Origin of the sequence: Streptomyces sp. LUP47B (assembly GCF_001746295.1) — a bacterium.
Lineage (GTDB): Bacteria > Actinomycetota > Actinomycetes > Streptomycetales > Streptomycetaceae > Streptomyces.
The window spans coordinates 221,186-247,138 of sequence record NZ_MJAH01000003.1 but is presented as its reverse complement, the minus strand read 5'-3'; the positions used below and the strand labels follow the sequence as shown (position 1 = coordinate 247,138).

At 69.8% G+C, this 25,953-nt stretch carries 21 protein-coding genes; 12 read left to right on the top strand and 9 right to left on the bottom strand.

Annotated elements, in window-relative coordinates:
* Positions 1-22: 22 nt before the first annotated feature.
* The gene (locus BFN33_RS11635; protein ID WP_069759874.1) at positions 23-1,261 is read right to left on the bottom strand and encodes an acyl-CoA dehydrogenase family protein; all 1,239 of its coding nucleotides are present in this window, start codon (positions 1,259-1,261) and stop codon (positions 23-25) included.
* A 198-nt stretch (positions 1,262-1,459) separates the two neighbouring features.
* Here BFN33_RS11635 and BFN33_RS11630 point away from each other — a divergent pair, with 198 nt between their 5' ends.
* From BFN33_RS11630 to BFN33_RS11610, 5 genes are read left to right on the top strand one after another with little or no spacing between them, the layout of a single operon-like run.
* Positions 1,460-2,998 carry an AMP-binding protein gene (locus BFN33_RS11630; protein WP_069759873.1) on the top strand — a complete coding sequence of 513 codons (1,539 nt, stop codon included), beginning with the start codon at positions 1,460-1,462 and terminating at the stop codon, positions 2,996-2,998.
* A gap of 28 nt (positions 2,999-3,026) precedes the next feature.
* On the top strand, positions 3,027-3,632 hold the full coding sequence (locus BFN33_RS11625) for a histidine phosphatase family protein (protein ID WP_069759872.1): 606 nt from the start codon (positions 3,027-3,029) through the stop codon (positions 3,630-3,632).
* A gap of 28 nt (positions 3,633-3,660) precedes the next feature.
* Entirely contained in the window at positions 3,661-4,851 is a 1,191-nt protein-coding gene (locus BFN33_RS11620) for an acetyl-CoA C-acyltransferase (protein ID WP_069759871.1), read from the top strand.
* A 19-nt stretch (positions 4,852-4,870) separates the two neighbouring features.
* Positions 4,871-5,839, top strand: coding sequence for a PDR/VanB family oxidoreductase (locus BFN33_RS11615; RefSeq protein ID WP_069759870.1), 969 nt, complete (start codon positions 4,871-4,873; stop codon positions 5,837-5,839).
* A gap of 53 nt (positions 5,840-5,892) precedes the next feature.
* Positions 5,893-6,753, top strand: coding sequence for a 3-hydroxybutyryl-CoA dehydrogenase (locus BFN33_RS11610; RefSeq protein ID WP_069759869.1), 861 nt, complete (start codon positions 5,893-5,895; stop codon positions 6,751-6,753).
* A gap of 138 nt (positions 6,754-6,891) precedes the next feature.
* Here the strand turns inward: BFN33_RS11610 and BFN33_RS11605 are convergent, their stop codons facing one another.
* Positions 6,892-7,413, bottom strand: a complete 522-nt coding sequence (locus tag BFN33_RS11605; protein ID WP_069759868.1) for a hypothetical protein — start codon at positions 7,411-7,413, stop codon at positions 6,892-6,894.
* Between the two features lie 275 nt (positions 7,414-7,688).
* Here BFN33_RS11605 and BFN33_RS11600 point away from each other — a divergent pair, with 275 nt between their 5' ends.
* The 4 genes from BFN33_RS11600 to BFN33_RS11585 all read left to right on the top strand — a co-directional run bounded on the left by BFN33_RS11600 (position 7,689) and on the right by BFN33_RS11585 (position 11,015).
* A complete protein-coding gene (locus tag BFN33_RS11600; protein WP_069759867.1) occupies positions 7,689-8,207 on the top strand; it encodes a toxin-antitoxin system HicB family antitoxin in 519 nt (172 codons plus the stop codon).
* Between the two features lie 82 nt (positions 8,208-8,289).
* Positions 8,290-9,138 (top strand): DUF4097 family beta strand repeat-containing protein, encoded by an 849-nt coding sequence (locus BFN33_RS11595; RefSeq protein WP_069759866.1) that lies wholly within the window; start codon positions 8,290-8,292, stop codon positions 9,136-9,138.
* Positions 9,139-9,213: 75 nt separating this feature from the next.
* Positions 9,214-10,200: an ATP-binding cassette domain-containing protein gene (locus BFN33_RS11590; protein WP_069759865.1), complete on the top strand. Its 987-nt coding sequence runs from the start codon at positions 9,214-9,216 to the stop codon at positions 10,198-10,200.
* Positions 10,197-11,015 carry an ABC transporter permease gene (locus BFN33_RS11585; RefSeq protein WP_069759864.1) on the top strand — a complete coding sequence of 273 codons (819 nt, stop codon included), beginning with the start codon at positions 10,197-10,199 and terminating at the stop codon, positions 11,013-11,015. The genes BFN33_RS11590 and BFN33_RS11585 overlap by 4 nt, the downstream gene beginning before the upstream one ends.
* 92 nt (positions 11,016-11,107) lie before the next feature.
* Here BFN33_RS11585 and BFN33_RS11580 read toward each other — a convergent pair whose 3' ends face one another.
* The 5 genes from BFN33_RS11580 to kdpF form a co-directional block, all read right to left on the bottom strand.
* Complete coding sequence (locus BFN33_RS11580) at positions 11,108-11,791, bottom strand: response regulator (RefSeq protein ID WP_069759863.1); 684 nt, start codon at positions 11,789-11,791, stop codon at positions 11,108-11,110.
* Positions 11,792-11,923: 132 nt separating this feature from the next.
* Entirely contained in the window at positions 11,924-12,592 is a 669-nt protein-coding gene (locus BFN33_RS11575) for a potassium-transporting ATPase subunit C (RefSeq protein ID WP_176742367.1), read from the bottom strand.
* A gap of 24 nt (positions 12,593-12,616) precedes the next feature.
* Positions 12,617-14,740, bottom strand: a complete 2,124-nt coding sequence (gene kdpB, locus BFN33_RS11570; protein ID WP_176742366.1) for a potassium-transporting ATPase subunit KdpB — start codon at positions 14,738-14,740, stop codon at positions 12,617-12,619.
* Positions 14,737-16,416 carry a potassium-transporting ATPase subunit KdpA gene (gene kdpA, locus BFN33_RS11565; RefSeq protein WP_069759861.1) on the bottom strand — a complete coding sequence of 560 codons (1,680 nt, stop codon included), beginning with the start codon at positions 16,414-16,416 and terminating at the stop codon, positions 14,737-14,739. Before kdpA ends, kdpB begins: the two co-directional genes overlap by 4 nt.
* An 8-nt stretch (positions 16,417-16,424) precedes the next feature.
* Positions 16,425-16,514, bottom strand: coding sequence for a K(+)-transporting ATPase subunit F (kdpF, locus tag BFN33_RS11560; protein ID WP_069759860.1), 90 nt, complete (start codon positions 16,512-16,514; stop codon positions 16,425-16,427).
* Between the two features lie 1,046 nt (positions 16,515-17,560).
* Here kdpF and BFN33_RS11550 point away from each other — a divergent pair.
* The 3 genes from BFN33_RS11550 to BFN33_RS11540 all read left to right on the top strand — a co-directional run bounded on the left by BFN33_RS11550 (position 17,561) and on the right by BFN33_RS11540 (position 20,215).
* A complete protein-coding gene (locus BFN33_RS11550) occupies positions 17,561-18,004 on the top strand; it encodes a DUF485 domain-containing protein (RefSeq protein ID WP_069759858.1) in 444 nt (147 codons plus the stop codon).
* Positions 18,001-19,629, top strand: coding sequence for a cation acetate symporter (locus tag BFN33_RS11545; protein WP_069759857.1), 1,629 nt, complete (start codon positions 18,001-18,003; stop codon positions 19,627-19,629). Before BFN33_RS11550 ends, BFN33_RS11545 begins: the two co-directional genes overlap by 4 nt.
* Positions 19,630-19,714: 85 nt before the next feature.
* Positions 19,715-20,215: a pyridoxamine 5'-phosphate oxidase family protein gene (locus BFN33_RS11540; RefSeq protein ID WP_069760235.1), complete on the top strand. Its 501-nt coding sequence runs from the start codon at positions 19,715-19,717 to the stop codon at positions 20,213-20,215.
* 18 nt (positions 20,216-20,233) lie between these two features.
* Here BFN33_RS11540 and BFN33_RS11535 read toward each other — a convergent pair whose 3' ends face one another.
* Both BFN33_RS11535 and BFN33_RS11530 read right to left on the bottom strand, forming a co-directional pair.
* A complete protein-coding gene (locus BFN33_RS11535) occupies positions 20,234-24,409 on the bottom strand; it encodes a beta-galactosidase (protein WP_069759856.1) in 4,176 nt (1,391 codons plus the stop codon).
* Between the two features lie 263 nt (positions 24,410-24,672).
* Positions 24,673-25,857: an ROK family transcriptional regulator gene (locus tag BFN33_RS11530; RefSeq protein WP_069759855.1), complete on the bottom strand. Its 1,185-nt coding sequence runs from the start codon at positions 25,855-25,857 to the stop codon at positions 24,673-24,675.
* Between the last annotated feature and the right edge of the window lie 96 nt (positions 25,858-25,953).

Sequence of the window (25,953 nt, the reverse complement as noted above, 5' to 3'; positions counted from 1 at the left end):
GAGAAAGCCGCTTGGAAGCCTTTTAGTCGCCGGGAAGCTCCGAGAAGGGCGCCCGGTCCACCCGGGGTTCCGGCGGCAGCTTGAGGACCCGTTCGCCGATCAGGTTGCGCTGGATCTGGTCGGTGCCTCCGGCCAGCCGGTAGCCGGGGGCGCCGAGCAGATGCTGGGTCCAGGCGAAGGTGCCCGGTTCCCCGGTGTCGGCGCTGATCCGCGCTCCCATCAGCTCGGCGGCGACCTGGCCGGTGCGGGTGAGCAGTTCGGAGGCCATGAGCTTGGTCAACGAGGCCTCCGGACCCGGCCGGCCGCCGGCGGCGCTCGTCCTGGCGACGCGGTCGACGGTGGCCGTACGCAGGGCGGCGCGGACGTAAAGGTCGGCCAGGCGCTGGCGGACGAGTGGGTCCCCGGTCCGGCCGAGGGAGCGGGCGAGCGCGAGGACGTCGGGGAAGGTGCCGCCCTTGCGGCGGTTGCCGCTGCCGGATGCGGTCCGCTCGAAGGCGAGGGTGGCGTTGGCGACCTCCCAGCCCTGGCCCGGTCGCCCGATCCGGAGCCGGTCCGGGACGCGTACGCCGCTGAGGAAGACCTCGTTGAAGGAGGCGCCGCCGCTCATCTGCCGGATGGGGCGCGCCTCCACTCCGGGTGCGTCCATCGGGACCAGGAAGGCGGTGATGCCTGCCTGTTTGACGACGTCCGGGTCGGTCCGGGCGAGCAGCAGACCGTAGTCGGCGAACTGGGCGCCCGACGTCCACACCTTCTGGCCGTCGATCACCCACTCCTCGCGGTCCTGCCGGGCGCGGGTGCGCAGGGCCGCGAGGTCGGAGCCGGCGCCGGGTTCGCTGAAGAGCTGGCAGGCCAGCAGGTCGGTGCGCAGGAACGCGCGGGCGTGGTCGCGTCGTTGCTCGTCCGTTCCGAACAGGGAGACGGCCATCGCGACCAGGCGCACCGTGACACTGATCAGCTCGGTGGACGGCGGCACCTCGAACGCGGACTCCTCCTGGGCGAAGACCGCCACGTGCGCGGCGCTCAGGCCCGCGCCGCCCTTGTCCTCGGGGAGTGTCAGCGCCTGGTAGCCGGCGTCGAAGCGGGCCCGCTGATAGGCGCGGCAGCGATCCAGCAGGAGGCGTTCCTCGTCCTCCGGAAGGTTGTGGAACACGGCGAGGTCGGCGGCCTGGGTGGTGGACTCCGGCGCCGGCGCCGGTTCGAGCACCGTGGCCAGCCACTGCCGGACCTGCTGGCGCCATGCGTCCGGATCGGGCTGGGACATGGCTCCTCCTCGGGTACTTACCAGACGACAGTTTGAGTAACGGTGAGTGGGCCGTGGATCTCTTGCACCGCTGGAACATGCGGGAACGGCTTCGTCTGAGGTCAGAGTGTTCCGTACTTTCTTGATAAACGCTACAGTCTCCGCATTCCCTCTCTCCCGTCGACATCGGGAGAGGACCGCGGAGCCGCCGGAGGAGCCATGTCGCTGCTGCCACTCGACCGTCGCGCCCAGGAGACACCCGAGGAACCCGCCCTGGCGGACGACTTCGGAGTGCTGTCCTGGTCCGGCCTCGCCGACCAGGTGGCCCGGGCGGCGGCCCGGCTGCTGGAGTTCGCGCCCGGCCCCGGCGACCGGATCGCCGTCCTCGGCGACAACGCGATTCCGACGCTGGTGGCCCATCTGGCGGGCCTGCGAGCCGGAGTGGGGACCGTGGCCACCTCCCGGAACCTCACCTCGGGCGAGCTCGTCGACCAGATCACCGACGCGGGTGTGACCGGCATCGTCGCGGGACCGGCCGGCGCGGGCGCCGCCCTCGACGCGGCCCGGGAACTGGGTCTGCCGATCGTGACGCACGGAACCCCGTTGGCCGGGCACGCCTTCGACTGGGACAAGTGGCTGGCCGCCGCGCCCGCCGGACACACCCTCCCGACGGACCGGCCCGCCCGGCCTCCGCTCGTGTACACCTCGGGAACCACCGGACGAGCACGCGGCACCGAGGTGCGCTGGGTGAGCGGCCCGGTCGCCGACAGCTCCGCCTACCTCGCCGCGATGTCCGCCCGACCGGGATTCCCGCCGGGACCCCACCTGGTGTGCGGTCCGCTGCAGCACAACGCGCCACTGACCTCGCTGCGGCACCTGGCGGCCGGTCAGCCGGTGGTCGTCCTCGGCAGATACGACGCGGAGTCGTTCCTCAGCCGGGTGCAGAAGTGGCGGGTCTCCTCGACGGTGATGGTGCCCACCCACTTCCAACGACTGCTCGCCCTCCCGGAGGACGTCCGCGCCCGGTACGACGTCTCCAGCCTGCGGCAGGTCTCCCACACCGGCTCCGCGTGCCCGCCGGACGTCAAGCGCGCCATGATCGACTGGTTCGGTCCGGTGCTCACCGAGTCGTACGGCGCCAGCGAAGCGGGAACCGTGGCCCGCATCAGCAGCACCGAGTGGCTGGCGCACCCGGGCTCGGTCGGGCGGGTACACCCCCCGTTCGAGGTGCTCGTCACGGACGACGAGGGCGGGCAACTACCCTCCGGGGAACGCGGGTTGCTGGCCTTCCGGGCGCCCGACGACCAAGGTGTCCGCTACCACGCGGACCCCGACAAGACCAAGGCCGCCTATCTCTCCCCCGGCGTCTTCACGCTCGGCGACATCGGCTACATCGACGCCGACGGCTACATCTTCATCACCGACCGGGCTGCGGACGTCGTGGTCTCCGGCGGCGTGAACCTGTACCCGGCCGAGAGCGAGGCGGTCCTGCGCCGGCACCCCGCGGTCGTCGAGGTCGCCGTGATCGGCGTGCCCGACCCGGACTTCGGCGAGTCGCTGCGGGCGCTGGTCGTGGTCGCCGGGGACGAGCCGCCCGCCGGCGAGCTGGAGGCCTTCTGCCGCGAGCGCCTCGCCGCCTACAAGTGCCCGAAGTCGTACGAGGTCGTTCCCGAGCTGCTGCGCAACGCCATGGGCAAGCTCGACAAGCGCGCGATGCGCCGCCCCTACTGGGGCTCGGAACGCACCATCGCCGGCTGAGCCGCTCCCACATACCTAAGGATCATCCATGACCGAACTCCTTCTCGTCCGGCACGGCCTCCCCGTGGCGGGCGTGTTCGACCCGGGTCTGTCGCCGGAGGGCACCGCCCAGGCCGAACGCCTCGCCGACTGGCTGGCACACGAAAAACTCGACGCCCTCTACGTCAGCCCGTTCCAGCGGGCCCGCGAGACCATGGCGCCCCTGGAACGGCTCACCGGCCTGACGGCCACCGTCCTCGACGACCTGCGCGAGTGGGACACGGACGTGTCCCAGCCCTACACCCCACCGGAGCAGATCGGCACGGGTGACCCCCGGGCGGCGGCGCTCGCCGAGGGACGCTTCGAGGACTTCGTGCCCGACCTGGACTGGGACGCCTTCCGCGGGCGGGCCGTGCGCGCCATGGACACCATCCTCGACGCCCATCCCGGCGGACGGGTCGCCGCCGTGTGCCACGGCGGCATCACCAACACCTATCTCGCGACAGTGCTCGGTCTGCCGACGATGTTCTGGTTCCACCCCGGCTACACCTCGGTCAGCCGGGTGCGGCGCATGCCCGGCGGACGAGTCGTTCTGCACTCGGTGAACGAGACCGCCCACATGATCGCCGAACGCGCCGTCGACCCCGTCGTCTGACCGTCCCACACCCCAGGAGGTCCCGGCCATGCCCGGATCCGTCATCGTCGCCGGAGCAAGGACGCCCATCGGCAAACTGCTGGGCGCCCTCAGCCCGCTGTCCGCGGTCGATCTCGGCGCCCACGCCATCCGCGCGGCTCTGGCCGCCGTCCCTCTGGACCCGCGGGCCGTGCAGGCCGTCGTCATGGGGCATGTGGTGCAGGCCGGCGCCGGCCCCAACCCGGCCCGGCAGGCCGCGGTCCTCGCCGGCATCCCCTTCTCCGTACCGGCGAGCACCGTCAACAAGCTCTGTCCGTCCGGCCTGCACGCCATCGCCCTGGCCGACCTCATGATCGCCTCCGGCCGTCACGAGGTGGTCGTCGCGGGCGGCATGGAGTCCATGTCCGGCGCCCCGCACCTGCTGCGCGGATCACGCGCCGGCTGGAAGTACGGCTCGAACGCGGTCGAGGACGCCCTCGACCGGGACGCCCTCGTATGCGCCTTCGACGGCGTCTCCATGGGCGCGGCCACCGAGCGCTACCAGCAGCCGTTCGCCCTGACCCGGCAGGAACAGGACGAGTACAGCGCGCTCTCCCATCAACGGGCCGCCCACGCCCAGCAGTCGGGCGCGTGGTCCGAGGAGATCGCCCCCGTCACGGTGGCCGGACACCGAGGCGAGACGGTGGTGGACACCGACGAGGGCGTACGGCCGGGAAGCACCGCCGAGACCCTGGGCCGCCTGCGGCCGGCCTTCTCCGGCACGGGCACCATCACCGCCGGCAACTCCTCGCAGCTCTCCGACGGCGCCGCGGCCGTCGTCGTGATGAGCGCGGAGCGCGCCCGGCGGGAGGGCCTGACGCCGCTCGCCGAGATCGGCGCCTACGGCACGGTCGCCGGCCCCGACCCCTCACTGCTCGTCCAGCCGGCCGGCGCCGTCCGCGACGCCCTGGAGCGGGACGGCCGGCTGAAGGCCGCCGACCTGGATCTGTTCGAGATCAACGAGGCGTTCGCCGGAGTGGCCCTGGCTTCCGTACGCGAACTGGACATCCCACTGGACAAGGTGAACGTCAACGGCGGAGCCATCGCGCTCGGTCACCCGGTCGGCATGACCGGAGCCCGGCTGGTGCTGACCCTGGCGACGGAACTGCGCCGGCGCGGAGGCGGCGTCGGAGCGGCGGCCCTGTGCGGGGGCGGCGGTCAGGGTGACGCGCTGTTGCTGCATGTACCGACGCAGGCCTGAGACCGGGAGCCGAACCAGCATGAACGACCAACTGCCCTCGGTCCCGACCACCCTCACGGTGGCCGCCCGCGCCCTCGCCGCCGACGGCGTCGTCTCCCTGACCCTGCGCCGCCCCGACGGCGGCATGCTCCCCGTCTGGGCGCCCGGCGCCCACATCGACGTGCTCCTGGACGGTGACGCCGACGGCCTGGTCCGTCAGTACTCCCTGTGCGGACACCCGGCCGAACGCGAGGCCTGGCAGATCGCCGTGCTCCGCGAACCGGAGGGCCGCGGCGGTTCCGCGTACGTCCACGACCACCTGCGTGAAGGCTCCACCGTGCGGGTCCGCGGACCGCGGAACAACTTCCCGCTGCGGCCGGCCACCCGCCAGCTGTTCGTCGCAGGCGGCGTCGGCATCACGCCCATCCTTCCCATGGTCGAGGCCGCCGAGGCCGCCGGGGCCGACTGGCGTCTGCTGTACGGCGGCCGCACCCGGACCTCCATGGCATTCCTGGACCGCCTCGTCCCGCACGGCGACCGGGTACTCGTCCGCCCGCAGGACGAGTACGGCCTCCTGGACCTCGCCGCCCACCTCGACGTGCCCAAGGAGGGCACCCTGGTGCACGCCTGCGGTCCCGAGCCCCTGCTGCGGGCGGTGCAGGAGCAGTGCGCGGACTGGCCGCCCGGCACGCTGGGCGTCGAACGGTTCACCCCGGTCGCGACGACCGGGACCGGCGCGGCCACGGCCTTCGAGCTGGAGCTCGCCCGTTCCGGCCTCACCCTCACCGTGCCGCCGGACCGTTCGGTGCTCGAAACCGTGGAGGGGGCCGGCGTCACGGTCGACTTCTCCTGCCGGGAAGGCACGTGCGGCACCTGCGAGACCGACGTACTGGACGGCACACCCGACCACCGCGACTCGCTGTTGACCGAGGACGAACGAGCCGCCGGCGACACCATGCTCATCTGCGTCTCCCGCTCGTGCGGGCCTCGTCTCGTCCTCGATCTCTGACGCCGATCACTTCCCGCTCACCAGACCCGCTCACCAGAAAGGACGGACCCCGGATGGATCCCGTCACCCGTCTCGGCGTCGTCGGATGCGGCCTCATGGGCTCCGGCATCGCCGAAGTCGCCGCCCGTAGCGGCATCGACGTCCGTGTCGCCGAGGCCACGCATGACGCGGTCGAGGCAGGCCGCCGCCGGCTCACCGCCTCCCTCGACCGGGGCCTGCGGCGTGGCAAGCTCAGCGAGGAACAACGAGACCAGACCCTCGGCCGGCTCTCCTTCACCCGTGACCTCGGTGACATGGCCGACCGCCAGTTCGTCGTCGAGGCCGTCGCCGAGAACCGCGACATCAAGACCGGTGTCCTGCGCGACCTGGACAAGGCGATCGAAGACCCTACGGCGGTCCTGGCCACCAACACCTCCTCGATCCCCGTCGTCGATCTCGCCGTCGTCACCGAGCGGCCCGAGCGGGTCATCGGTCTGCACTTCTTCAACCCCGTCCCCGTGCAGCAGCTGGTCGAGGTCATTCCCTCCCTCGTCACCGGCGCGGACACGGTGCGGCGGACCCGCGGCTTCGCCGAGCAGCTGGGCAAACAGGCCATCCAGGCGCCCGACCGTTCCGGCTTCGTCGTCAACGCCCTCCTCGTGCCCTACCTGCTCAGCGCGGTACGGATGGTGGAGTCGGGCTCCGCGCGGCCGGACGACATCGACCGGGGCATGGAACTCGGGTGCGCGCACCCCATGGGGCCGTTGCGCCTGCTCGACCTCATCGGCCTCGACACCGCCCAGGCCGTGGCCGAGTCGATGTACGAGGAGTACAAGGAGCCGCTGTACGCACCGCCCGCTCTCCTGCGCCGGATGGTCGCCGCGGGTCACCTCGGCCGCAAGAGCGGCCGCGGTTTTCACACCTACGACAGCTGAACAAGATCCGGACGCCGAGGTCGAGGTCGACCTCGGCGTCCGGATGTGCACTGCCGTCCCGCTGAGGTGGTCAGTGCGGTCCGGGCAGGTGGGTGTCCGGTCTGGTTCGGTCCGGTGGCCTCCCGCGCGGCGGAAGGCTCAGGCGGCGTGGCAGAGGACTGCGGGGCCGGCCGGGGCCGCGGTGCGGGCCACGGTCGCCTGCACGCCAAGGGCGGTGCCACCGGTGGGCGCGGCCTGCGAGCGGCTCCTCGCGAAGACGACGAGACGCAGCAACGTGAATCGCGCGACACCGGCGAATGCTGAGGCCGAGAGGTAGACGACCTGCTCGAGGACCGCACCCGGCGCCGCCACCAGCTGCTGCAGGAGCAGCATTGCCGCACAGGTGACCGCGTAGGCGATCGCTGCGGACCCGGCCGACTGCGCATGCTGGCGCCAGGTCGCGCGCCCGCCCCCGAAGGTGAACCGGCCGTGCAACTCGGTGGCGAGGAGCGTGGAGACCACGGTGATCAGGGCGTTGGCCACAGCCCATGGAATCCAGGAGGCCAGGGCCGCCACGGCGAGGCTTGAGGCGACCCCTACCCCACCGCCGAAGAGCACGAAGCGGGCGAAGGCGGCGAAGGCAGCGGGCGCCGTCTGCTCCTGGCTGTGCGCTGACTCCATGGTCCGACCCCTTCGATGGCTCACTCAGCGAAAACGCGCGCCCCTCGCCTGCGAGACCGGGAGTGCGCGGTTAGTGATGCCACTATGGCACACACGTGGCGCCACTACGAGCCCAAATTGGCGCCCCAGTAGGGACGCCGCAGCGCACCGAAAGGCTCCAGATGGCACCGGAAGAGGTCACTGACGCCATTTCGCGCACCAGAGAACACGGTCCCACCACATGGAGGCACCACTCGGGGTTGCATGTGGCACTGCATTGGTGCCATCATGGCGTCATGGACCTCACCCCGTATGTCGACTCCCTCCGCCGTGAACTCGCGGTGGCCGCCGAAGCCGGCGGCGAAGAAGCCCGCGAGCTGGCCGAGAGGCTCACCGCTCCCCTGGAGTCGGCCACCCGTCTGACCATGCTCAACATGCTCTCCGCCGCGATGGACGAGATCACCCGTGAACTCGCCCCCGGCTCGGTCGACGTACGGCTGCGCGGGCTCGACCCAGACTTCGTGGTGACACCGCCGCCCACCTATGGCGGCGCCCCCGCCGAGCCGGTCGCGCCCGCCGAGCCGTTCAGGGCCCCGGTCCCGGCCGACGGCGACGACGGGGGCACCGCCCGCGTCAACCTGCGTCTGCCGGCCCACCTCAAGACTCGCGCCGAGGAGGCCGCGACCCGCGAGGGCCTGTCGGTCAACGCCTGGCTGGTGCGCGCCGTGTCGGCCGCGGTCGACGGCGGGACCCGGCCGCGTACGACGGAGAAGGCCCAGACCGTCGGGCAGAGTTTCACGGGCTGGGTGCGCTAGTCGCACCCCCCTCCACACCACTTCACCCACACCGCGTCCCACCAGCGGGGACGATCCAAAGACTCAAGAGGACGGGACAGCCATGCCTTCTTTCGACACTCCTGAAGCGATCTCGGTCACGGCGCGCGTGGAGGCCGGTTCCATCCAGTTCACCGCGGGCGACCGCCTCGACACGGTCGTCGATGTGCGGCCCCGCGACCCGAAGAAGGACGTGGACGTACGGGCGGCCGAGCAGACCGACGTCACGTACACGGGCGGCGCACTGACCGTCAGGACACCCAAGGGCAATCTGCTCGGGCTCGGCCGCACCGGCACGGTCGACGTGACGGTCGAACTGCCCACGGACTCCCGCATCGAGATGACGGGTGCCTGGGCCCAGGTGCTGGGCGAGGGCCGCCTCGGTGAGGTCAACGTGAAGACCTCCTCCGGCGATGTCCGCCTCGACACGACGGGTCCGCTCCAGCTGACCGCGTCGCACGGCTCGATCACCGTGGACCGGGTCGAGGGCCGGGCCGAGATCACCACCAGCTCCGGCAGCCTGCGCGTAGGCATCCTCGACGGCCCCGCCGTCCTGAAGAACTCCCACGGCACCACTACGGTCGACGCCGCGACCGGCGAGCTGCGGGTGAGCGGCGCCAACGGCGACATCGAGATCCGGCGGGCCGAGGACTCGGTCACCGCCACCACCGCCCACGGCACCCTGCGGGTGGGCGAAGTTGCCCGCGGAACCGTCCAGTTGGAGACCAATTACGGCGCCATCGACATCGGCGTCCGCGTGGGCACGGCCGCCTGGCTCGACGTCAGCTCGGGCTCCGGCCAGGTGCGCAACACGCTCACCGCGTCCGAGAGCCCGGAGCGGACCGAGGACACGGTCAAGGTCCGCGCCCGTACCAAGTACGGCAACATCGACGTCCGCCGCGCCAGGGCCTGAGCACTACATCCTCAACCAGCTCCGGCCCCCACCCACTTCAGCCTTCGACCGGAGGGCCCCATGCCTTCATCTGTCATGCCCACGCCCAGAAGGAGCGACGATCCGCGGTCGCCCGCCGCCGTCTCCACCGTCGGTCTGCGCAAGTCGTACGGCGACAAGACCGTCCTCGACGGCATCGATCTGCGTATCCCGGCCGGGTCCGTGTTCGCGCTGCTCGGGCCGAACGGTGCCGGTAAGACCACCGCCGTGAAGATCCTTTCCACGCTCGTCACCGCCGACGGCGGACAGGCCCAGGTCGCGGGCCACGATGTCGCCACGTCACCGGACGGCGTGCGTGCCGCGGTCGGTGTCACCGGACAGTTCTCCGCCGTCGACGGACTGATCACCGGCGAGGAGAACATGCTCCTGATGGCGGACCTGCACCACCTGCCCAAGCACGAGGGGCGGCGGGTCACCGCCGAACTGCTGGAACGGTTCGACCTCACCGAGGCCGCGAAGAAGCCCGCCTCCACCTACTCCGGCGGTATGAAGCGCCGACTCGACATCGCCATGACCCTGGTCGGCAAGCCCAGGATCATCTTCCTGGACGAGCCCACCACCGGCCTCGACCCGCGATCCCGCCACAACATGTGGCAGATCATCCGCGAGCTCGTCTCCGACGGCGTGACCGTCTTCCTCACCACCCAGTACCTGGAAGAGGCCGACGAACTCGCCGACCGCATCGCGGTGTTGCACGAAGGCAGGATCGCCGCCGAGGGCACCGCCGACGAGCTGAAGCGGCTGATCCCCGGCGGTCACATCCGGCTCCGCTTCACCGACCCGGACGCCTACCAGTCCGCCGCCTCCGCACTGCGCGAGGCCACCCGGGACGACGAGGCACTCGCGCTGCAGATCCCCAGCGACGGCAGCCAGCGCGAGTTGCGCTCCCTCCTCGACTGGCTGGACTCCGCCGGTGTCGAGGCCGACGAGCTGACCATGCACTCCCCCGACCTCGACGACGTGTTCTTCGCCCTGACAGGCGGCAACGACCGAACCGACAAGAAAGGTGAGGCTGTCCGATGAGCTCCGCCCTGGCTCCCGCCCGCCCGACCCGGATCCCGCTCGCCGTACGCGACTCGACCACGATGCTGCGCCGCAACCTCCTGCACGCCCGGCGCTACCCGTCCCTGACCCTGAACCTGCTGCTGACGCCGATCGTCCTGCTGCTGCTGTTCGTCTATGTCTTCGGTGACGTGATGAGCGCGGGCATCGGCGGTGGCGGCGCCGATCGCTCGGAGTACATCGCGTATCTCGTCCCGGGGATCCTGCTGATGACCATCGGCGGCACTCTGGTCGGCACAGCGGTGTCCGTCTCGATGGACATGACCGAGGGCATCACCGCCCGCTTCCGCACGATGGCGATCCACCGCGGCTCCGTGCTCATCGGACACGTCATCGGCAGCGTGCTGCAGTCGCTCATCAGCGTGGTCCTCGTCGGCGCCGTCGGCGTGGCCATCGGCTTCCGCTCCACGGACGCCACGGTCCTGGAGTGGCTGGCGGCATTCGGGCTGCTCACGCTCTTCGCCCTGGCGTTCACCTGGATCGCGGTCGGGATGGGCATGGTCAGCCCCAGCGCCGAGGCAGCCAGCAACAACGCGCTGCCGCTGGTCTTCCTGCCGCTCATCTCCAGCGCCTTCGTGCCGGTCGACGCGATGCCGGGCTGGTTCCAGCCGATCGCCGAGTACCAGCCGTTCACTCCCGCCATCGAGACCCTGCGCGGGCTGCTGCTCGGCACTGAGATCGGCGACAACTGGTGGATCACCATCGTCTGGTGCCTGGGCCTCGCGGCGCTCGGCTACCGCTGGTCGAAGGCGGTGTTCGACCGCGACCCGAAGTGACCATGCGAACTGCCTTCGACAGCTCGTCCCGCCAGTCCTCACGCGCGCCATGCTGTCCGAGGCGCACCGCCGGAGCTCGCCGCGGGCCATGTTCACCCTTCGAAGCGGTAGCCCATGCCTGGCTCGGTGATGAGATAGCGGGGGTGGGAAGGGTCCGTCTCCAGTTTGCGCCGCAGCTGGGCCATGTAGACGCGCAGGTAGTTGGTCTTGTTGCTCTGGGAGACGCCCCAGACCTCCTGGAGCAGGTGTTTCTGTGTGATCAGGCGCCCTGGGCTGGTGACCAGGATCTCCAGCAGGTGCCACTCGGTGGGCGTGAGGCGTACGTCGCGATCGCCCCGTACGGCCTTCTTGGCGAGCAGGTCGATGGTGAAATCAGCCGTCTCCACCAGGGTCGCCCCCGGCGCGAGCGGCAGGTCCTCGGTGCGGCGGACGGCGGCCCGCAGCCGGGCGAGCAGTTCGTTCATGCTGAACGGCTTGGTGACGTAGTCGTCGGCGCCGGCGTCCAGCGCGGCGACCTTCTCCTCGGACGCCTGCCGCGCGGACAGGACGAGGATCGGCACCCTGGTCCAGCCCCGCAGTCCCTTGATGACGTCGACCCCGTCCATGTCGGGCAGCCCGAGATCGAGCAGCACCACGTCGGGCTGACGGGCGGCTGCGAGCCGGAGCGCGGTGGTGCCGTCGGGGGCCACGTCGACCCCGTACCGGCGTGCCTGGAGATTGATGACGAGGGCTCGTACGAGCTGTGGGTCGTCCTCCACCACCAGCACCCGTGTCATGGGCGTGCGCCTTCCTGTCGTACGTCGGACCATGAGCAGCGGAGGCCGTGCGGTCGGCCTTATGGCGGCGGGAGTCGGCGGAACCCGGTTCTCCCCGGACCCGCCAACTCCCCTGTGGATCGCGTAACTCCATCAGCTCTTCGAAACGAGTTCCTTGAGCGCGATGTTGAGTTCGAGGACGTTCACCCGGGGCTCGCCGATGAAGCCGAGGGTGCGGCGCTCGGTGTGGTCGTCGACCACCTCCCGCACCTGGGCCACGGAGAGGCCGTTCCTCTCCGCGATCCGGTGGACCTGGATGTCCGCGTACTGCGGGGAGATGTCCGGGTCGAGGCCGGACCCGGAGGAGGTCACCGCGTCGGCGGGTACGTCGGAGGGCCTGACCGTGTAGCCGTTCACCGAGTTGTCCTTGACAACGGCGGCCTTGGCGGCGGTCACCCAGTCGATCAGCTCCTTGTTGTCGGCGGACCGGTTGGTGGCGCCGGAGAGGATCAGCTTGTACTGGGTGTTGACGCTGTTGCTGCCGAGGCCGTTCTGCGGACGGCCCTGGAACCATTTCAGGTCGGGTTCCGGGGTCTCCTGGCCCTTCTTCAGCGGCAGGTTGTACGCCTGGCCGATGAGGGACGAGCCGACGACCTTGCCGTCCGCCTTGATCTCGCTGCCGTTGGCCCGGTCGCTGAACAGTCCCTGGGCGATACCGGTCACCACCAGCGGGTAGATGACGCCGGTCACCAGGGTCAGCACGAGGAGGGCACGCAGGCCCGCCCAGAGCAACCGGGCAGTGTTGGATACCGAGTTGTTCATGGGGATCAGCACGCTTTCAAGGAATTACAGCCCGGGGATCAGGGAGATGAGCAGGTCGATGAGCTTGATGCCGACGAAGGGGGCGACCAGGCCGCCGATACCGTAGATCGTGAGGTTGCGGCGGAGCATTTTGTCCGCGCTGACGGGCCGGTACTGCACACCCTTCAGAGACAGCGGGACCAGCGCGATGATGATCAGCGCGTTGAAGATGACCGCGGACAGGATCGCGGAGTCCGGCGAGGCCAGGCCCATGATGTTGAGCTTGTCCAGGCCCGGGTAGACCGCCGCGAACAGCGCCGGGATGATCGCGAAGTACTTCGCCACGTCGTTGGCTATGGAGAACGTGGTCAACGCGCCCCGGGTGATGAGGAGTTGCTTGCCGATCTCGACGATCTCGATGAGCTTGGTCGGGTTGGAGTCGAGGTCGACCATGTTGCCGGCCTCCTTCGCGGCCGACGTACCCGTGTTCATCGCGACGCCCACGTCCGCCTGTGCGAGGGCCGGTGCGTCGTTGGTGCCGTCGCCGGTCATCGCGACGAGCTTGCCGCCGGCCTGCTCCCGCTTGATCAGCGCCATCTTGTCCTCGGGGGTGGCCTCCGCGAGGAAGTCGTCGACGCCGGCCTCCTCGGCGATGGCCTTCGCCGTCAGCGGGTTGTCGCCCGTGATCATGACGGTCTTGATGCCCATCCGCCGCAGCTCGTCGAACCGCTCCCGCATGCCCTCCTTGACGACGTCCTTGAGGTGGATGACGCCCAACACCCGTGCCCCGTCGGTGTCCTGGACCGCGACGAGCAGAGGTGTGCCGCCCGCCTCGGAGATCCGATCGGTGAGCACGCCGGCGTCCTCGGACACCTCGCCGCTCTGCTCCCGGACCCAGGCGACGACCGAACCGGCCGCTCCCTTGCGAATCTTTCGACCGTCTACGTCCACCCCCGACATCCGGGTCTGCGCGGTGAACGCGATCCACTCGGCGCCGGTGAGTTCGCCTTGGTGGCGCTCGCGCAGGCCGTACTTCTCCTTCGCCAGTACGACGATGGAGCGGCCCTCGGGTGTCTCGTCGGCCAGCGACGACAGCTGGGCGGCGTCGGCGAGATCGGCCTCCGTCGTCCCGCTCACCGGCACGAACTCGGACGCCTGCCGGTTGCCCAGAGTGATGGTGCCGGTCTTGTCGAGCAGAAGCGTCGAGACATCACCGGCCGCCTCGACCGCCCGGCCGGACATGGCCAGCACATTGCGCTGCACCAGCCGGTCCATGCCCGCGATGCCGATCGCGGACAGCAACGCCCCGATGGTGGTGGGGATGAGGCAGACCAACAGGGCCACCAGCACGACCATCGTGAGGTGGGTGCCCGCGTAGTCCGCGAACGGCGGCAGGGTCGCCACCGCCAGCAGGAACACGATCGTCAGCGAGGCGAGCAGGATGTTCAGCGCGATCTCGTTCGGCGTCTTCTGCCGGGCCGCGCCCTCGACCAGGTTGATCATCCGGTCGATGAAGGTCTCGCCCGGCTTCGTCGTGATCCTGATGACGATGCGGTCGGAGAGGACCTTCGTGCCGCCGGTCACCGCGGAACGGTCGCCGCCGGACTCCCGGATGACCGGCGCCGACTCGCCGGTGATCGCCGACTCGTCGACGCTCGCGACGCCCTCGACGACGTCACCGTCGCCCGGGATGATGTCGCCGGCCTCGCAGACGACCAGATCACCGATCCGCAACTCGGTACCGGGCGCCTGCTCCTCGGACTCCCCCACGAGCCGCCGCGCCACCGTGTCGGTCTTGGCCTTGCGCAGGGTGTCCGCCTGCGCCTTGCCGCGCCCCTCGGCGACCGCCTCGGCCAGGTTGGCGAAAACGACGGTCAGCCACAGCCAGGCGCTGATGGTCCAGCCGAACCAGTCGCCCGGGTCCTTGAACGAGAACACGGTGGTCAGCACCGAGCCGATCCACACCACGAACATCACGGGCGACTTGACCATCACCCGCGGATCCAGTTTGCGGCAGGCGTCCGGCAGCGACTTCACCAGTTGCCTGGGGTCGAAGAGGCCCGCGCCGACACGGCTCTCCGTGTGACCGGTCGGGACGTCCTGGTGGGGTGCCCGGGCCGGGGTGGCTGTGGACATCGAGTCCCCTTGCTTCTGCGTGTCGGTCGTCATGACGCCAGCCCCTCGGCGAGCGGGCCCAGCGCGAGCGCCGGGAAGTAGGTCAGACCGGTGATGATCAGGATCGCGCCCACCAGCAGGCCGGTGAACAGCGGCTTCTCGGTGCGGAGTGTGCCCGCGGTCGCCGGCACCGGCTTCTGCTCGGCGAGCGAACCGGCCAGCGCCAGCACGAACACCATCGGCAGGAAGCGCCCGAGAATCATCGCGAGGCCGATCGTGGTGTTGAACCAATGCGTGTCCGCGTTGAGACCGGCGAAGGCCGAGCCGTTGTTGTTGGCGCCGGACGTATAGGCGTACAGGATCTCGGAGAATCCGTGCGCCCCGCTGTTGGTCATCGAGTTGCCCGGGGTGGGCAGGGCCATCGCCGCGGCGGTGAAGACGAGCACCAGCGCCGGGGTGATGAGGATGTAGCAGGCCGCGAACTTGATCTCACGGGTGCCGATCTTCTTCCCCAGGTACTCGGGGGTGCGGCCGACCATCAGCCCGGCGATGAACACCGCGATGATCGCCATGATCAGCATTCCGTAGAGGCCGGAGCCGGTGCCGCCGGGTGCGATCTCGCCCAGCTGAATGCCCAGCATGGTGATGCCGCCGCCGAGTCCGGTGAAGGAGGAGTGGAAGGAGTCCACCGCTCCGGTCGAGGTGAGCGTGGTCGAGACCGCGAAGATCGACGAGGCGCCGACTCCGAACCGGGTCTCCTTGCCCTCCATCGCGCCGCCCGCGATCTGCAGCGCCGGGCCGTGGTGGGCGAACTCGGTCCACATCATCAGGGCGACGAAGCCGACCCAGATGGTGGCCATGGTGGCGAGGATCGCGTAGCCCTGTTTGATGGAGCCGACCATGATGCCGAAGGTGCGGGTCAGCGCGAAGGGGATGACGAGCAGCAGGAAGATCTCGAAGAGGTTGGTGAAGGGGGTCGGGTTCTCGAAGGGGTGGGCGGAGTTGGCGTTGAAGTAGCCGCCGCCGTTGGTGCCGACCTCCTTGATGGCCTCCTGCGAGGCGACCGCGCCGCCGTTCCACTGCTGGTGCCCACCCATGCTGTGCCCATTAAAGAATTGCCCGACCTCGTGGATACCGGAGAAGTTCTGGATGGCACCGCAGGCGACCAGGACGATCGCGGCGACGACGGACAGCGGCAGCAGGATGCGGGTCACACCGCGCACCAGGTCCGACCAGAAGTTGCCCAGCTCACCAGTCCGGGAGCGCGCGAATCCGCGGACGAGCGCCACCGCGACCGCGATGCCGACGGCCGCCGAGACGAAGTTCTGCACCGCCAGACCCGCCGTCTGCACGACGTGGCCCATGGCCTGCTCGCCGTAGTACGACTGCCAGTTGGTGTTGGTGACGAAGGAGGCGGCCGTGTTGAACGCCTGGTCGGGGTCGATCGACTTGAAGCCGAGAGAGCCGGGCAGGTGGCCCTGGAGCCGCTGGAGCAGGTAGAGGAAGACGACGCTCACGGCCGAGAAGGCGAGGACGCCGCGCAGGTAGGCCGGCCAGCGCATCTCGGTGTTCGGATTGGCACCGATGCCCTTGTAGATCCACTTCTCGACGCGCCAGTGCTTGTCGGAGGAGTAGACCTTGGCCATGTAGGTGCCGAGGGGGACATAGGCGAGAGCCAGCGCCGCTATGAGCGCGAGCAGCTGGAGCGCGCCGGCGAGTACGGGACCCATGCTGTGTCTCAGAACCTCTCGGGGAAGATCAGCGCGAGGACGAGATAGCCCAGCAGGGCGACGGCCACGATCAGGCCGACGACGTTTTCGACGCTCACAGCTTCGTCACCCCCTTGGCGACGAGGGCCACCAGCGCGAACACCGCGACTGTGGTGACGACGAAGGCCAGATCGGCCATCGCGAACTCCTGGAGTGAGGTTCGGGTGGAACGGACGATTAGAGGTAACCGCCCTTCTGGCCCGATTCCGTGGTCGTTGACGCCTCCCTTACGGCGGCGCCCGCACCTTTGACGGGTCTCATACGCCGGCGAGGGCGAGGTCACGGCAGCCGGGAGCCCAGCCGGCTCGGTCTCCGGGATCAGCAGAGTGACCTGGGTGGCCCAGGCTTCGGCTCTCGCAGGTCAGCCGTACCCAGGGCCCCCGTGGTCCACCTCGAACCCCACCGTGGTCAACGTTTCCAGCAGCGCCGGATCCTTCTGGGCGGTGACCGATCCCGACCGGCCGGAGTTCAACCTGCCGTTGACGCACTACTCCGCGTCCAAGTCCGCGGCCACCATGCTCACGGTCCAGTACGCCAAATCCCAGCCGGGTATCAAGTTCACGCAGTCGAGCCCGGGACCACCGCAACCGACCTCACCGCTGCGTTCGGAGTCGGGAGGACGCCGGAGGAGAGCGCCAAGGTCGTCGTGCGCCTGGCCACTCTCGACGCGGACGGCCCGACAGGAACCTTCCAGGACGAAAACGGGGAAGTGCCCTGGCAGCCATGTGAGGTCGTGCACCGGGGCACGTTGAGGCAGCGCGATAGTCGCCAGGCATATGCCAGGAGTACCACCCCCTCGATGGACGGCACGCCACTGCGGCATTCGACGTACCACTCATCACCCCGCCGACCGGTTCACTCCCGTCGGAGCGATCGATGCCGATGGGACTGATGTACGACGTACGTGCGACCGAATTCGAAGGGGAGGGACCACAGGAGACGCCCCTGGCACTCCGGCCACACCATCACCACGGACCTCAGCCGCGGCTCGCATGCCTTCCGGACTCCCGTCAGAAAGTTCAACGGAACACACATCCACCTCCCGGCCACCCGCATAACGTGCGGTGACCCGAACCGCGCCCCCCACTGCGCTTGGAGTTTTGGGATGTCCTACGACCGCTCGGAATTATCCCTGTCGCACCGGCACAACGGACGGGTCCCCTCCCCCACCGCACACCGGCCGCCGTCACTCGCGTCGGCCGGAACGCGTCCGGGAAGCGGGGCCCGTCAGCGTTCGTGGTCCAGCTACCACCGCGCCCTGCGCGTCCTGCGCCGCGCCTGCCGGTGGCAGCGACGCGTCGCCACCCTCGCCGCCCTCGGTTACTTCGCCGTCTTCCTCACCCTCACCGTCAAGGCCCCCGCCTTCATGGCCCGCCCGGCCCTCGGCGGGCTCCCCACCGGCCTGATGCTCGCCGTCGTACAGATCCCCGTCACCTGGCTGGCCGTCCTGCTGTTCGAGTACGCGGCACGGCGGTTCGTCGATCCCCTGGCCCGCAGAGTCAGCCGGTACGCGCCACCGGCCGACGGCGACGGACGGGCACAGGCATGACCGACCTCGGCGGCTCCGCGCAGTCCTGGTCCCTGGTCGCGTTCTGCAGCGTCGTCACCCTCACGCTCCTGCTGTGCGTACTGACCGGCCCCGACCGCGACGACCTGGAGGAGTTCTACACCGGCTACCGGACACTCTCCCCGCTGCGCAACGGTCTGGCGGTCGCCGGCGACTACATCTCCGCCGCGACCGTACTCACCATCGGCGGGGTCATCGCCCTGTGCGGCTACGACGGAGTCGTCCTGGCCCTGAGCACGCTGCTGTCCCTGCTCCTGCTGATGTTCCTGCTCGCCGAACCCCTGCACAACACCGGCCGGTTCACCATGGGTGACGCACTGAGCCGACGTGTTCCCGGCCGGGCCGTGCGCATCACCGCGTGCGTGGTGACCCTGCTGTCGCTGATCCCGATGATGATCGTGCAACTGGCGGGCGTGGGACAGCTGCTGGCGTTCATCCTGGGCTTCTCCGACCGTGCCACGCAGACCGGCTGCATAGCCGGCGCCGGCATCCTGATGATCAGTTACGCCGCCCTGGGCGGGATGAGGGGGACCGCGCTGATCCAGATCATCAAGACGGTGATGCTCCTCGGGTCCGGCCTCGTGGTCGCCGTACTCGTCCTCGCCACTTTCGGCTGGCACCCGGGCACGCTGGTCGACACCGCCGCGCAGCGCAGTGGGACAGGCCAGGCGTTCCTTCGGTACGGCCTGCAGTTCGCGGACGGGCCGCACCCCGGGCTGGACATGGTCAGCACGCAGGTCGCCATCGTGCTCGGCGGTGCCTGTCTGCCGCACGTCACCATGCGGATGTACACCGCGGGCAACGCCCGCCAGGTACGGCGCACGATGTCCTGGGCGGTGTCCACGGTCGCCCTGTTCATGCTGGTGATCACCGTCATCGGCCTCGGTGCCACGGCACTGGTCGGCCGCGAGCGGATCACGGCCGCCGACCCGCACGGCAGCACCGCCTACCTGCTCGGCGCCCGCGCCGCGTTCGGCCCCGACGTCTCCCGCACCGAGAGCCTGGTGTTCAGCACCGTCACCACGGCGGTCTTCCTGACCCTGCTGGCGTCCGTCGCCGGGATGACACTCGCCTGCGCCAACTCCCTGGCGCACGACGTCGCCGCCTCCCGGCGCACGGGAATGCCGGCCCTGCGGGAGATGACCCTGGCGAGGGCCGGCGCGCTGGTCGTCGGCATACCGGTGGTGCTGCTGGCGGCCCTGGCCCAGCACCGCAGCCTGCAGCCGCTGGCCACCCTGTCCTTCTGCATGGGCGCCTCCGCCATCGCGCCCGCGCTGCTCTACTCGCTGTTCTGGCGGCGCTTCGGCAAGGCCGGGCTGCTCGGCACGCTGATCGGCGGATCGGCTGCCGTCCTGGTCCTGATGTCGGGCACCCGGCTCGTCTCCGGCTCCCCGGCATCGGCCTTCCCGGAGGCCGACCTGAACTGGTTTCCCTTCACGACGACCGCCCTGGTCTCCGTACCTGTGGGCTTCGCCTGCGGCTGGCTGGCCACCATCCTGAGCGGCCGTCGCAGCGCCCGTCGTGCCCGCGAACGGTACGCCGGCATCGAGCAGCTGATTCTGGCCGGACCTCCGCAGCGCCACCCGAGCTGGAGCGACAACGACTAGAACTCGATGTGTTGCCGGGTGTCGAGAAGCTGGCACCGACTCCGTCCCAGGTGTGACCGACGCCGACGACAACGGAGGAGCGACCATGCAGACGAACGAGATCACCGAGGTCCTGAACCGACCGATCAGCCAGGAGCTGCTGGCCCGTGACGTGACCCGCCTGGCCTACGTCGCGAAGGACGGCACACCCCGCAACGTACCGATCGCGTTCGTCTCGAACGGCTCGCAGATCATCATGTGCACTACGAAGAACGCACCGAAGCTCCCCGCCCTGCGCGAGAACCCGGCGGTCGCCCTGACGATCGACACCGAGGTGCACCCGCCCCGGATTCTGCTCATCCGGGGCCGGGCCGAGCTGGACTTCGTCGATGGCATCCCGGACGAGTACCTCCAGCCGACCAGCAGCTACGAGATGACCCCCGAGCAACGGGTCGACTGGGAGGCGGAGGTGCGTTCGCTCTACCACGACGGCATGGTCAGGATCGTCGTGACCCCGACCTGGGCCAAATTGATCGACTTCGAGACGACGCTGCCGAGCGCGGTCGAGGAACTGGTCCGGCAGCGGGAGGAGCGTCAGCGCGCGTGACCCACCTCCATACGGCCGTCAGCCGCACGTCAGTGTCGGCACCGCCCAGTCGCCGTGGTCGTTGCCGTTGCCGTCACCGCCGTCACCGACCTTGAGGTCGACCACCTGGGCGCCGCTGACGTCGACGTCGACGGGGACGGCGGCCTGTCGGCCACTGATCGTCGGCGTGGTGACCAGCGTTTTGCCGTCGGCGATCACGGAGAACGTGACCGTACCCGCGCCGCCCGTCTCGTCGTCGACCCCTACCTGCGCCGTCAACCGCGAGCAGTTGCCGGCGAGGTAGAGCTGGATGTCGCTGAGGGCGTTGGTGCCGAGGCCCTTGGCGTAACCCACTCCGCCGATAGTGATCGCACGGCCGTCCCCGGCCGCCTGCTCACCGACGCTGCTGTCGCGTTCGACCGGACCCCACCCGTTGGTGGAGGACAGGAACGGCAGGTCGCTCACCGCACTCTTCCCCGTCGGCGGAGCCGGAGGTATCCCGCCGATGATCCGCTCGTCGGTACCGGTGGCCTGCCGGCCGTTCTGTACGTAGTGCACCGTGGTGGTGAGTGCCGAGGCGGAGGGCAGGTCCCCGGCCGGTGGCTGGACCTTCCAGGTGAAGGTGGCCGATCCGCCCGGCTGCAGGCGGTTGAGGGACAGCGGGCCCGTGGCGCTCACGTTCCAGCCGTCGGGGGCGGACAGCGCGGCAGTCAGCGAGGACGCGGACGCTCCGCCCTTCGGCACCCGTACGGTCGTCCGGGCCGTGAAGGTCTCTCCCGGCTGAGCGGTGTCGGGCACGTCCAGGGTGACCTCCGCGCCCGGACGCTTCGGCATCGCGTACTTCCGGGAGTCGTAGCGGGGGCTGTCGTTCTGCGCGACGCGCAGGGACGAGGCGTAGCTGCCGTAGTCGGTGAGCGAGACCTTGCCGAGGCCGCCGGTGCTGCCGTCCAGGTTCCACACGGCGATGGCGATGCTGTTGCGGCCGTTCGGATCGAGGATGCCGTTGGGAACGGGGAAAGTGTGCTGCGGGCCCAGGTAGTTGACGTAGTTGCCGACCTGCCAGCCGTTCACGAAGATCGTGGCACGATACTTGCGTGCCGGGTCGTCGGTGAACGTCAGGCCGAGTGAGGTGTCCTGGCCGTGCGGCAGGTCCAGAGTGGCATCTGTGCGGTACCAGGACACCCCGGGGCTGGTGTCGGTCGTCGGCAGGGTTACCCGGCCCCACTTGCCGTCCGGGTAACCGGGGAGGGACCATCCCGCCCGCTCGCCGTAGAGGCCGCCCGTCGAGAGCGGGCCGCGCACCGTGTCCTGCAGGTCCTCGCCACCGCGTACGCCCTGAAGGCGCCAGGTGACCGAGGTCAGCGGCGCTCCGACGAGGGAGGCGCTGGTCAGACCGCGCGCGGTCTTGTTGCCGTTGGTCGAGTTGTAGTCCTCCTCGTGGCCCATGTTCACGGTGAGCACGGAGAGCACGTTGTCGCCCTTGGACTTGACCGAACCGGCCGGGAAGGTGAAGTCGGCGCTGCCCGTGGTGGAGCTGCCCAGGAAGGTGCCGTTGAGCCAGGCGGAGAACGCCTGTGCGCCACCGCCGGAGTCCGAGACCAGGTTGATGCCCGTTTCCTTGCCGGTGGCGCGGAAGCGGCCGCGGTACCAGGTGTTGCCGGTGTGGAAGCCGTAGTCGTCGGCGTAGAGCACCGGCAGTTTGTTGATGCCGGAGACGCTGTTGGTCGTCGTCCTGTCGGCCACCTGCCAGCCGGTGTCGTCGAAGCCGGAGGCGGCTTCTGGGGACTCCTGTGCGTGCTTCCAGTTGGACAGCGTGGGCAGGTGTATCGCGGCGGCCGTCGGGATGCCGCCGGTGAGGCTTCGGGTGTCGGTGGCCCGGGTGGCCACCTTCTGGCCGTTCCAGGTGACCCGGGCCGCGGAGGTGAACACCTCGATGTTCTTGTCGTCGGCGTTGTCGCCGGTGAGCGCCACGGTGCGGCCACCGTCCAGGCTGGTCGCCGTCCGCACCAGGTGCGTGCCGCGCACCAGGACCGGGCCGGTCGCGGTGTCCTGCCGCCAGAACGTCTTCGCGGTTGCCTTGTCGCCCACGAGCAGCAACAGCGGGCGCTGTCCGCCGCCGCTGACACTGATCCGGATCAGGCCCTTGTGGGTGTAGTTCAGCCGCAGGTCGCCGGTGGCCGGATCCCAAGTGGTCGTGACCGCACCGCCGGTGGCGGTCACGGTCGGCTTCGAGGCGTAGCGCAGGACGGTCTCGCCGTCGCTGTCCGGGTCGCCGTAGAGCACGGCCACGTCCCGGTCGCCGATGGTCGCGCCGGTCATGATCTCGGAGGTCGAGTACTGCAACTGGGATTCCCCGAGGCGGTAGTTCGCCACGATCACGTGGGAGTCGCGTCCGTCGAGCGTGATCGCGGTGCCCGGCTGCTGGGGCACGACCGGGTAGGTCGGCTCCGAGGCCGCGGTGCCCGTCGGCACGTCGATGGCGTCGACGGCCACATAGTTGTCGGTCGATCCCGAGCCGTGGTTCCCGGCTACGACGATCTTCAGCGTGTGCGCGCCTGCCGGCAGGCCGGTCTTCTGGAAGACGACCGCCTGGTTCTCGGCGCCGGAGTCGTCGACCGTCGCCACCTTGGTGCCGTCGAGGTAGACGTCGGCGTTGCCGTGGTTGTTGGTCTTCGAGCCGATCCAGCGGATCGCGGTGCCGTCGAAGGGGACGGTGACCGAGTCACCGGCCTTGTTGGAGAACGACTCGGTCTTCTTGTAGTCGCCGCCGGTATAGCTCTGGTTGGCCACGTGCGACCACGAACCGGCGTACTGGAGCGCGGAGTCGGGGTCGTCCCAGGTGTAGCTGGTGTCCCCGGCCGGCTGGGCGTTGAAGTCCAGCGAGATGTGGGCCTTGTCGACCGCCGTGGACGTGGAGTTCCCGTGCCGCAGCACGTGGAACTGCGTCTTGGTGTCCGGGTTCATCCGGGCGGTGTCGACGACCGCGGAGTCGTCCGGTGGCGTGGTCCTGATCGCGTCGGTCTTGGTCAGCGGGGCCACCGACTGGGTGAAGTACCCGATCAGCTTGTCCTCGTCGTACTTCGGATCGAGCTGCCGGGTCTCGCGGATCGCGGCTCCGTAGTCGTACGACGTGTAGTTCTGGGGCATGCTGAGCCAGCCCCAGTTGGTGCCGCCATAGGTCATGTAGAAGCTCTGCGCGGTCGCGCCCACGGCGATGTTCTGCTTGTAGAAGACGTTCGCGAACTGGTCGTTGATCAGCTGGGCGCACTTGTCGTAACCCGGGCCGCCCCAGGGGTCGAAGGCGCCGCCCTGGAACTCGGGTGAGTACAGGGGCTTGCCGGCCGGGTGGTCGTAGCTGATGTCGGGGACGCCGTTCCACTTCGTGGGGTTGGAGCAGTCGAAGCCCTGCGGGTAGGAGTCCGGGCCGTCCACGTCCAGGGCGCCGGCACCGGAGTTGAAGGTGCCGTTGTTGTTGCCGGTCAGCGGCACGGTGATGCCGTCGGCGCGGGCCTTGTCCTCCAGGTGCTGCATGTAGGAGCGGGCGGAGGCGGAGCCGTTGTAGTACTCGTTCTCGACCTGGTAGGCGATGACGGAACCGGTGCCGTTGGTGAGTTGATGCCGGGCGATGATCCGGTCGATCTGCGTCAGCCACTCGTCCGCGTACTTCAGGAACCGCGGGTCGTCACTGCGGTTGTTCTCCGCCTTGGTGGTCAGCCAGCCGGGCAGGCCGCCGCTGTCGACCTCCGCGTTGATGTACGGCGCGGGGCGTGCGATGACGTAGAGACCGGCTTCCTCGGCCATGTCGAGGAGCTTGTCGACGTCGCGCACCCCGGTGAAGTCGTACACGCCCGGCTTGGGCGAGTGGTAACCCCAGTCGAAGTACAGGGAGGTGGAGTTGAAGCCGGCGGCCTTCATCTTCTGGAAGATGTCCCGCCACAGGTCCGGGCTCGGGAGCCGGAAGTAGTGGAACTCGCCGGACCACAGGTAGGTGCGCTTGCCGTCGACGAGGAACGAGTAGCCGTCGAGAGTGACCGTGTGCGCCTGCGCGTCGGCGGTGGGAGCGGCGGCGGGCGGCGGCCCGCCGGTCACCCGTGCCGCGGCGGGCGCGGTCATGCCCACGGCCAGGGCGAGGGTCGCGGCCGTCGCGAGGATCGCCCTCCACCACCCGCGGCGACCGGGTCTCGCGGTCTCTGAATCGGTCCGGTTCGCTCGCACTGCGGCCTCCCTCTCGCCTGAGCGATCAGCATCAAACAGACTCAGGCAAAGTCGAACAGTAGGGGGGCAGTTGGCTCAGCACAATGGGGCGGGAGAAGTCGGACGGGGCGGTGGGGGCGAGTGACACGCCGGGGGCCGTCCGACGAAGGCGGTTGACTGCCGGGCGGCTGTCCGGCGCGGCAAGTGCGGAGCAAGCCGCCGTAACGGCGCGGGGCTTGACGCGTGCGGGCCGCGCGATGGTCTCGCGGGGTCGGCCCGGCCGCTCAGGACGCGGCCGTTCGTCGCTCGAACACCACTTCCCGGGCCGTCCCGAGCGCTGTCGCCACCGCGCCGAGGAGGACCGCGTCCTCGCCCAGCCGACTCGGGGCGAGCCTGGGGCGCAGCGGGGTCAGGGCTTTGAGGTTGTCGCGCACCGGCTTCAGAAGAAGGTCCACGCTGTGGCCGACTCCCCCGCCGAGGACCACGAGATCCGGGTCGAGCACGGCCGCCGCCACGGCCACCGTGTGGGCGATGCGCTCGCCCTCCAGCCGGACCGCCTGGACCGCGGCGTCGTCTCCGTGCCGGGCCGCGTCGAACACGGCCTTCGCGGTGAGCTGTCCCCGCATGCCGAACCGGCGCGCCGCCTCCACGACCGCCACGCCCGACACCGCGTCCTCCAGCCGCTCCGGCTTCTGCTGCCCGGGCCACGGCAGGAACCCGATCTCCCCGGCGAGACCGTGCGCCCCCGTGAACAACCGCCCGTCGCTCACCACTCCCATGCCGAGCCCGGTGCCGATGAGGATGTACGCGAACAGCCGGCTGCCCGCCCCGACGCCGTACGTGTACTCACCGAGCGCGGCGAGGTTGGCGTCGTTGTGCACCTCCAGCGGGACGCCCAGTTCCTCACGCATCCGGTCGAAGAGCCCGGCACGCCCCCAGCCCGGCAAGTGCATCGCGTACCGCACCCGGCGGTGCTCCTCGTCGTACACACCGGGCGTGCCCACCACCGCGTGCACCACCTCGTCCGCCGCCATGCCCGAACCGGCGACCACCTGCCGGGCCGTCGACACCACCAGGTCGGCCATCGCACCCGAGCTGCGGGCCTGGTTGCGTACGTCGCTGCGGGCGACGACGGAACCGTCCAGGTCGGCCACGGCGACCCGCAGCCAGCTGCGGCCGACGTCGATGCCGAGGACGTGACCGGCCGCCGGATCGGGCGCGTACAGCACCGCCGTACGGCCGCGCTCGGGTACGTGGGTGCCCACCTCGCGGACGAGTCCGGCCGACTCCAGTGCCGCGAGGGCGCTGGAGACGGTCGGCTTGGACAGGCCGCTCTCACGGGCGAGCTGTGCCCGGGACGCGGGGCCGGACGCGCGCAGCCGCTCCAGCAGCAACCGCTCGTTGGTACTGCGCAGCCGCTGCCGGTTCCAGGGCTGCTCGTGCTGCTCTACGACGTCACCGGCGGCCATCACACCATTCTCACGCACAGCAAGCCCCCTCTTGACGCATCAAGTAAGGCTCCTTAACTTTATCGGCCAACAGACACCGGATACCGGCCCGCACGC

Coding starts and splice junctions, on each gene's coding strand:
- BFN33_RS11635 (WP_069759874.1), bottom strand. CDS start 1,261: ATGTCCCAGCCCGATCCGGACGCATGGCGCCAGCAGGTCCGGCAGTGG.
- BFN33_RS11630 (WP_069759873.1), top strand. CDS start 1,460: ATGTCGCTGCTGCCACTCGACCGTCGCGCCCAGGAGACACCCGAGGAA.
- BFN33_RS11625 (WP_069759872.1), top strand. CDS start 3,027: ATGACCGAACTCCTTCTCGTCCGGCACGGCCTCCCCGTGGCGGGCGTG.
- BFN33_RS11620 (WP_069759871.1), top strand. CDS start 3,661: ATGCCCGGATCCGTCATCGTCGCCGGAGCAAGGACGCCCATCGGCAAA.
- BFN33_RS11615 (WP_069759870.1), top strand. CDS start 4,871: ATGAACGACCAACTGCCCTCGGTCCCGACCACCCTCACGGTGGCCGCC.
- BFN33_RS11610 (WP_069759869.1), top strand. CDS start 5,893: ATGGATCCCGTCACCCGTCTCGGCGTCGTCGGATGCGGCCTCATGGGC.
- BFN33_RS11605 (WP_069759868.1), bottom strand. CDS start 7,413: ATGGAGTCAGCGCACAGCCAGGAGCAGACGGCGCCCGCTGCCTTCGCC.
- BFN33_RS11600 (WP_069759867.1), top strand. CDS start 7,689: ATGGACCTCACCCCGTATGTCGACTCCCTCCGCCGTGAACTCGCGGTG.
- BFN33_RS11595 (WP_069759866.1), top strand. CDS start 8,290: ATGCCTTCTTTCGACACTCCTGAAGCGATCTCGGTCACGGCGCGCGTG.
- BFN33_RS11590 (WP_069759865.1), top strand. CDS start 9,214: ATGCCCACGCCCAGAAGGAGCGACGATCCGCGGTCGCCCGCCGCCGTC.
- BFN33_RS11585 (WP_069759864.1), top strand. CDS start 10,197: ATGAGCTCCGCCCTGGCTCCCGCCCGCCCGACCCGGATCCCGCTCGCC.
- BFN33_RS11580 (WP_069759863.1), bottom strand. CDS start 11,791: ATGACACGGGTGCTGGTGGTGGAGGACGACCCACAGCTCGTACGAGCC.
- BFN33_RS11575 (WP_176742367.1), bottom strand. CDS start 12,592: ATGAACAACTCGGTATCCAACACTGCCCGGTTGCTCTGGGCGGGCCTG.
- kdpB (WP_176742366.1), bottom strand. CDS start 14,740: ATGACGACCGACACGCAGAAGCAAGGGGACTCGATGTCCACAGCCACC.
- kdpA (WP_069759861.1), bottom strand. CDS start 16,416: ATGGGTCCCGTACTCGCCGGCGCGCTCCAGCTGCTCGCGCTCATAGCG.
- BFN33_RS11550 (WP_069759858.1), top strand. CDS start 17,561: ATGTCCTACGACCGCTCGGAATTATCCCTGTCGCACCGGCACAACGGA.
- BFN33_RS11545 (WP_069759857.1), top strand. CDS start 18,001: ATGACCGACCTCGGCGGCTCCGCGCAGTCCTGGTCCCTGGTCGCGTTC.
- BFN33_RS11540 (WP_069760235.1), top strand. CDS start 19,715: ATGCAGACGAACGAGATCACCGAGGTCCTGAACCGACCGATCAGCCAG.
- BFN33_RS11530 (WP_069759855.1), bottom strand. CDS start 25,857: ATGGCCGCCGGTGACGTCGTAGAGCAGCACGAGCAGCCCTGGAACCGG.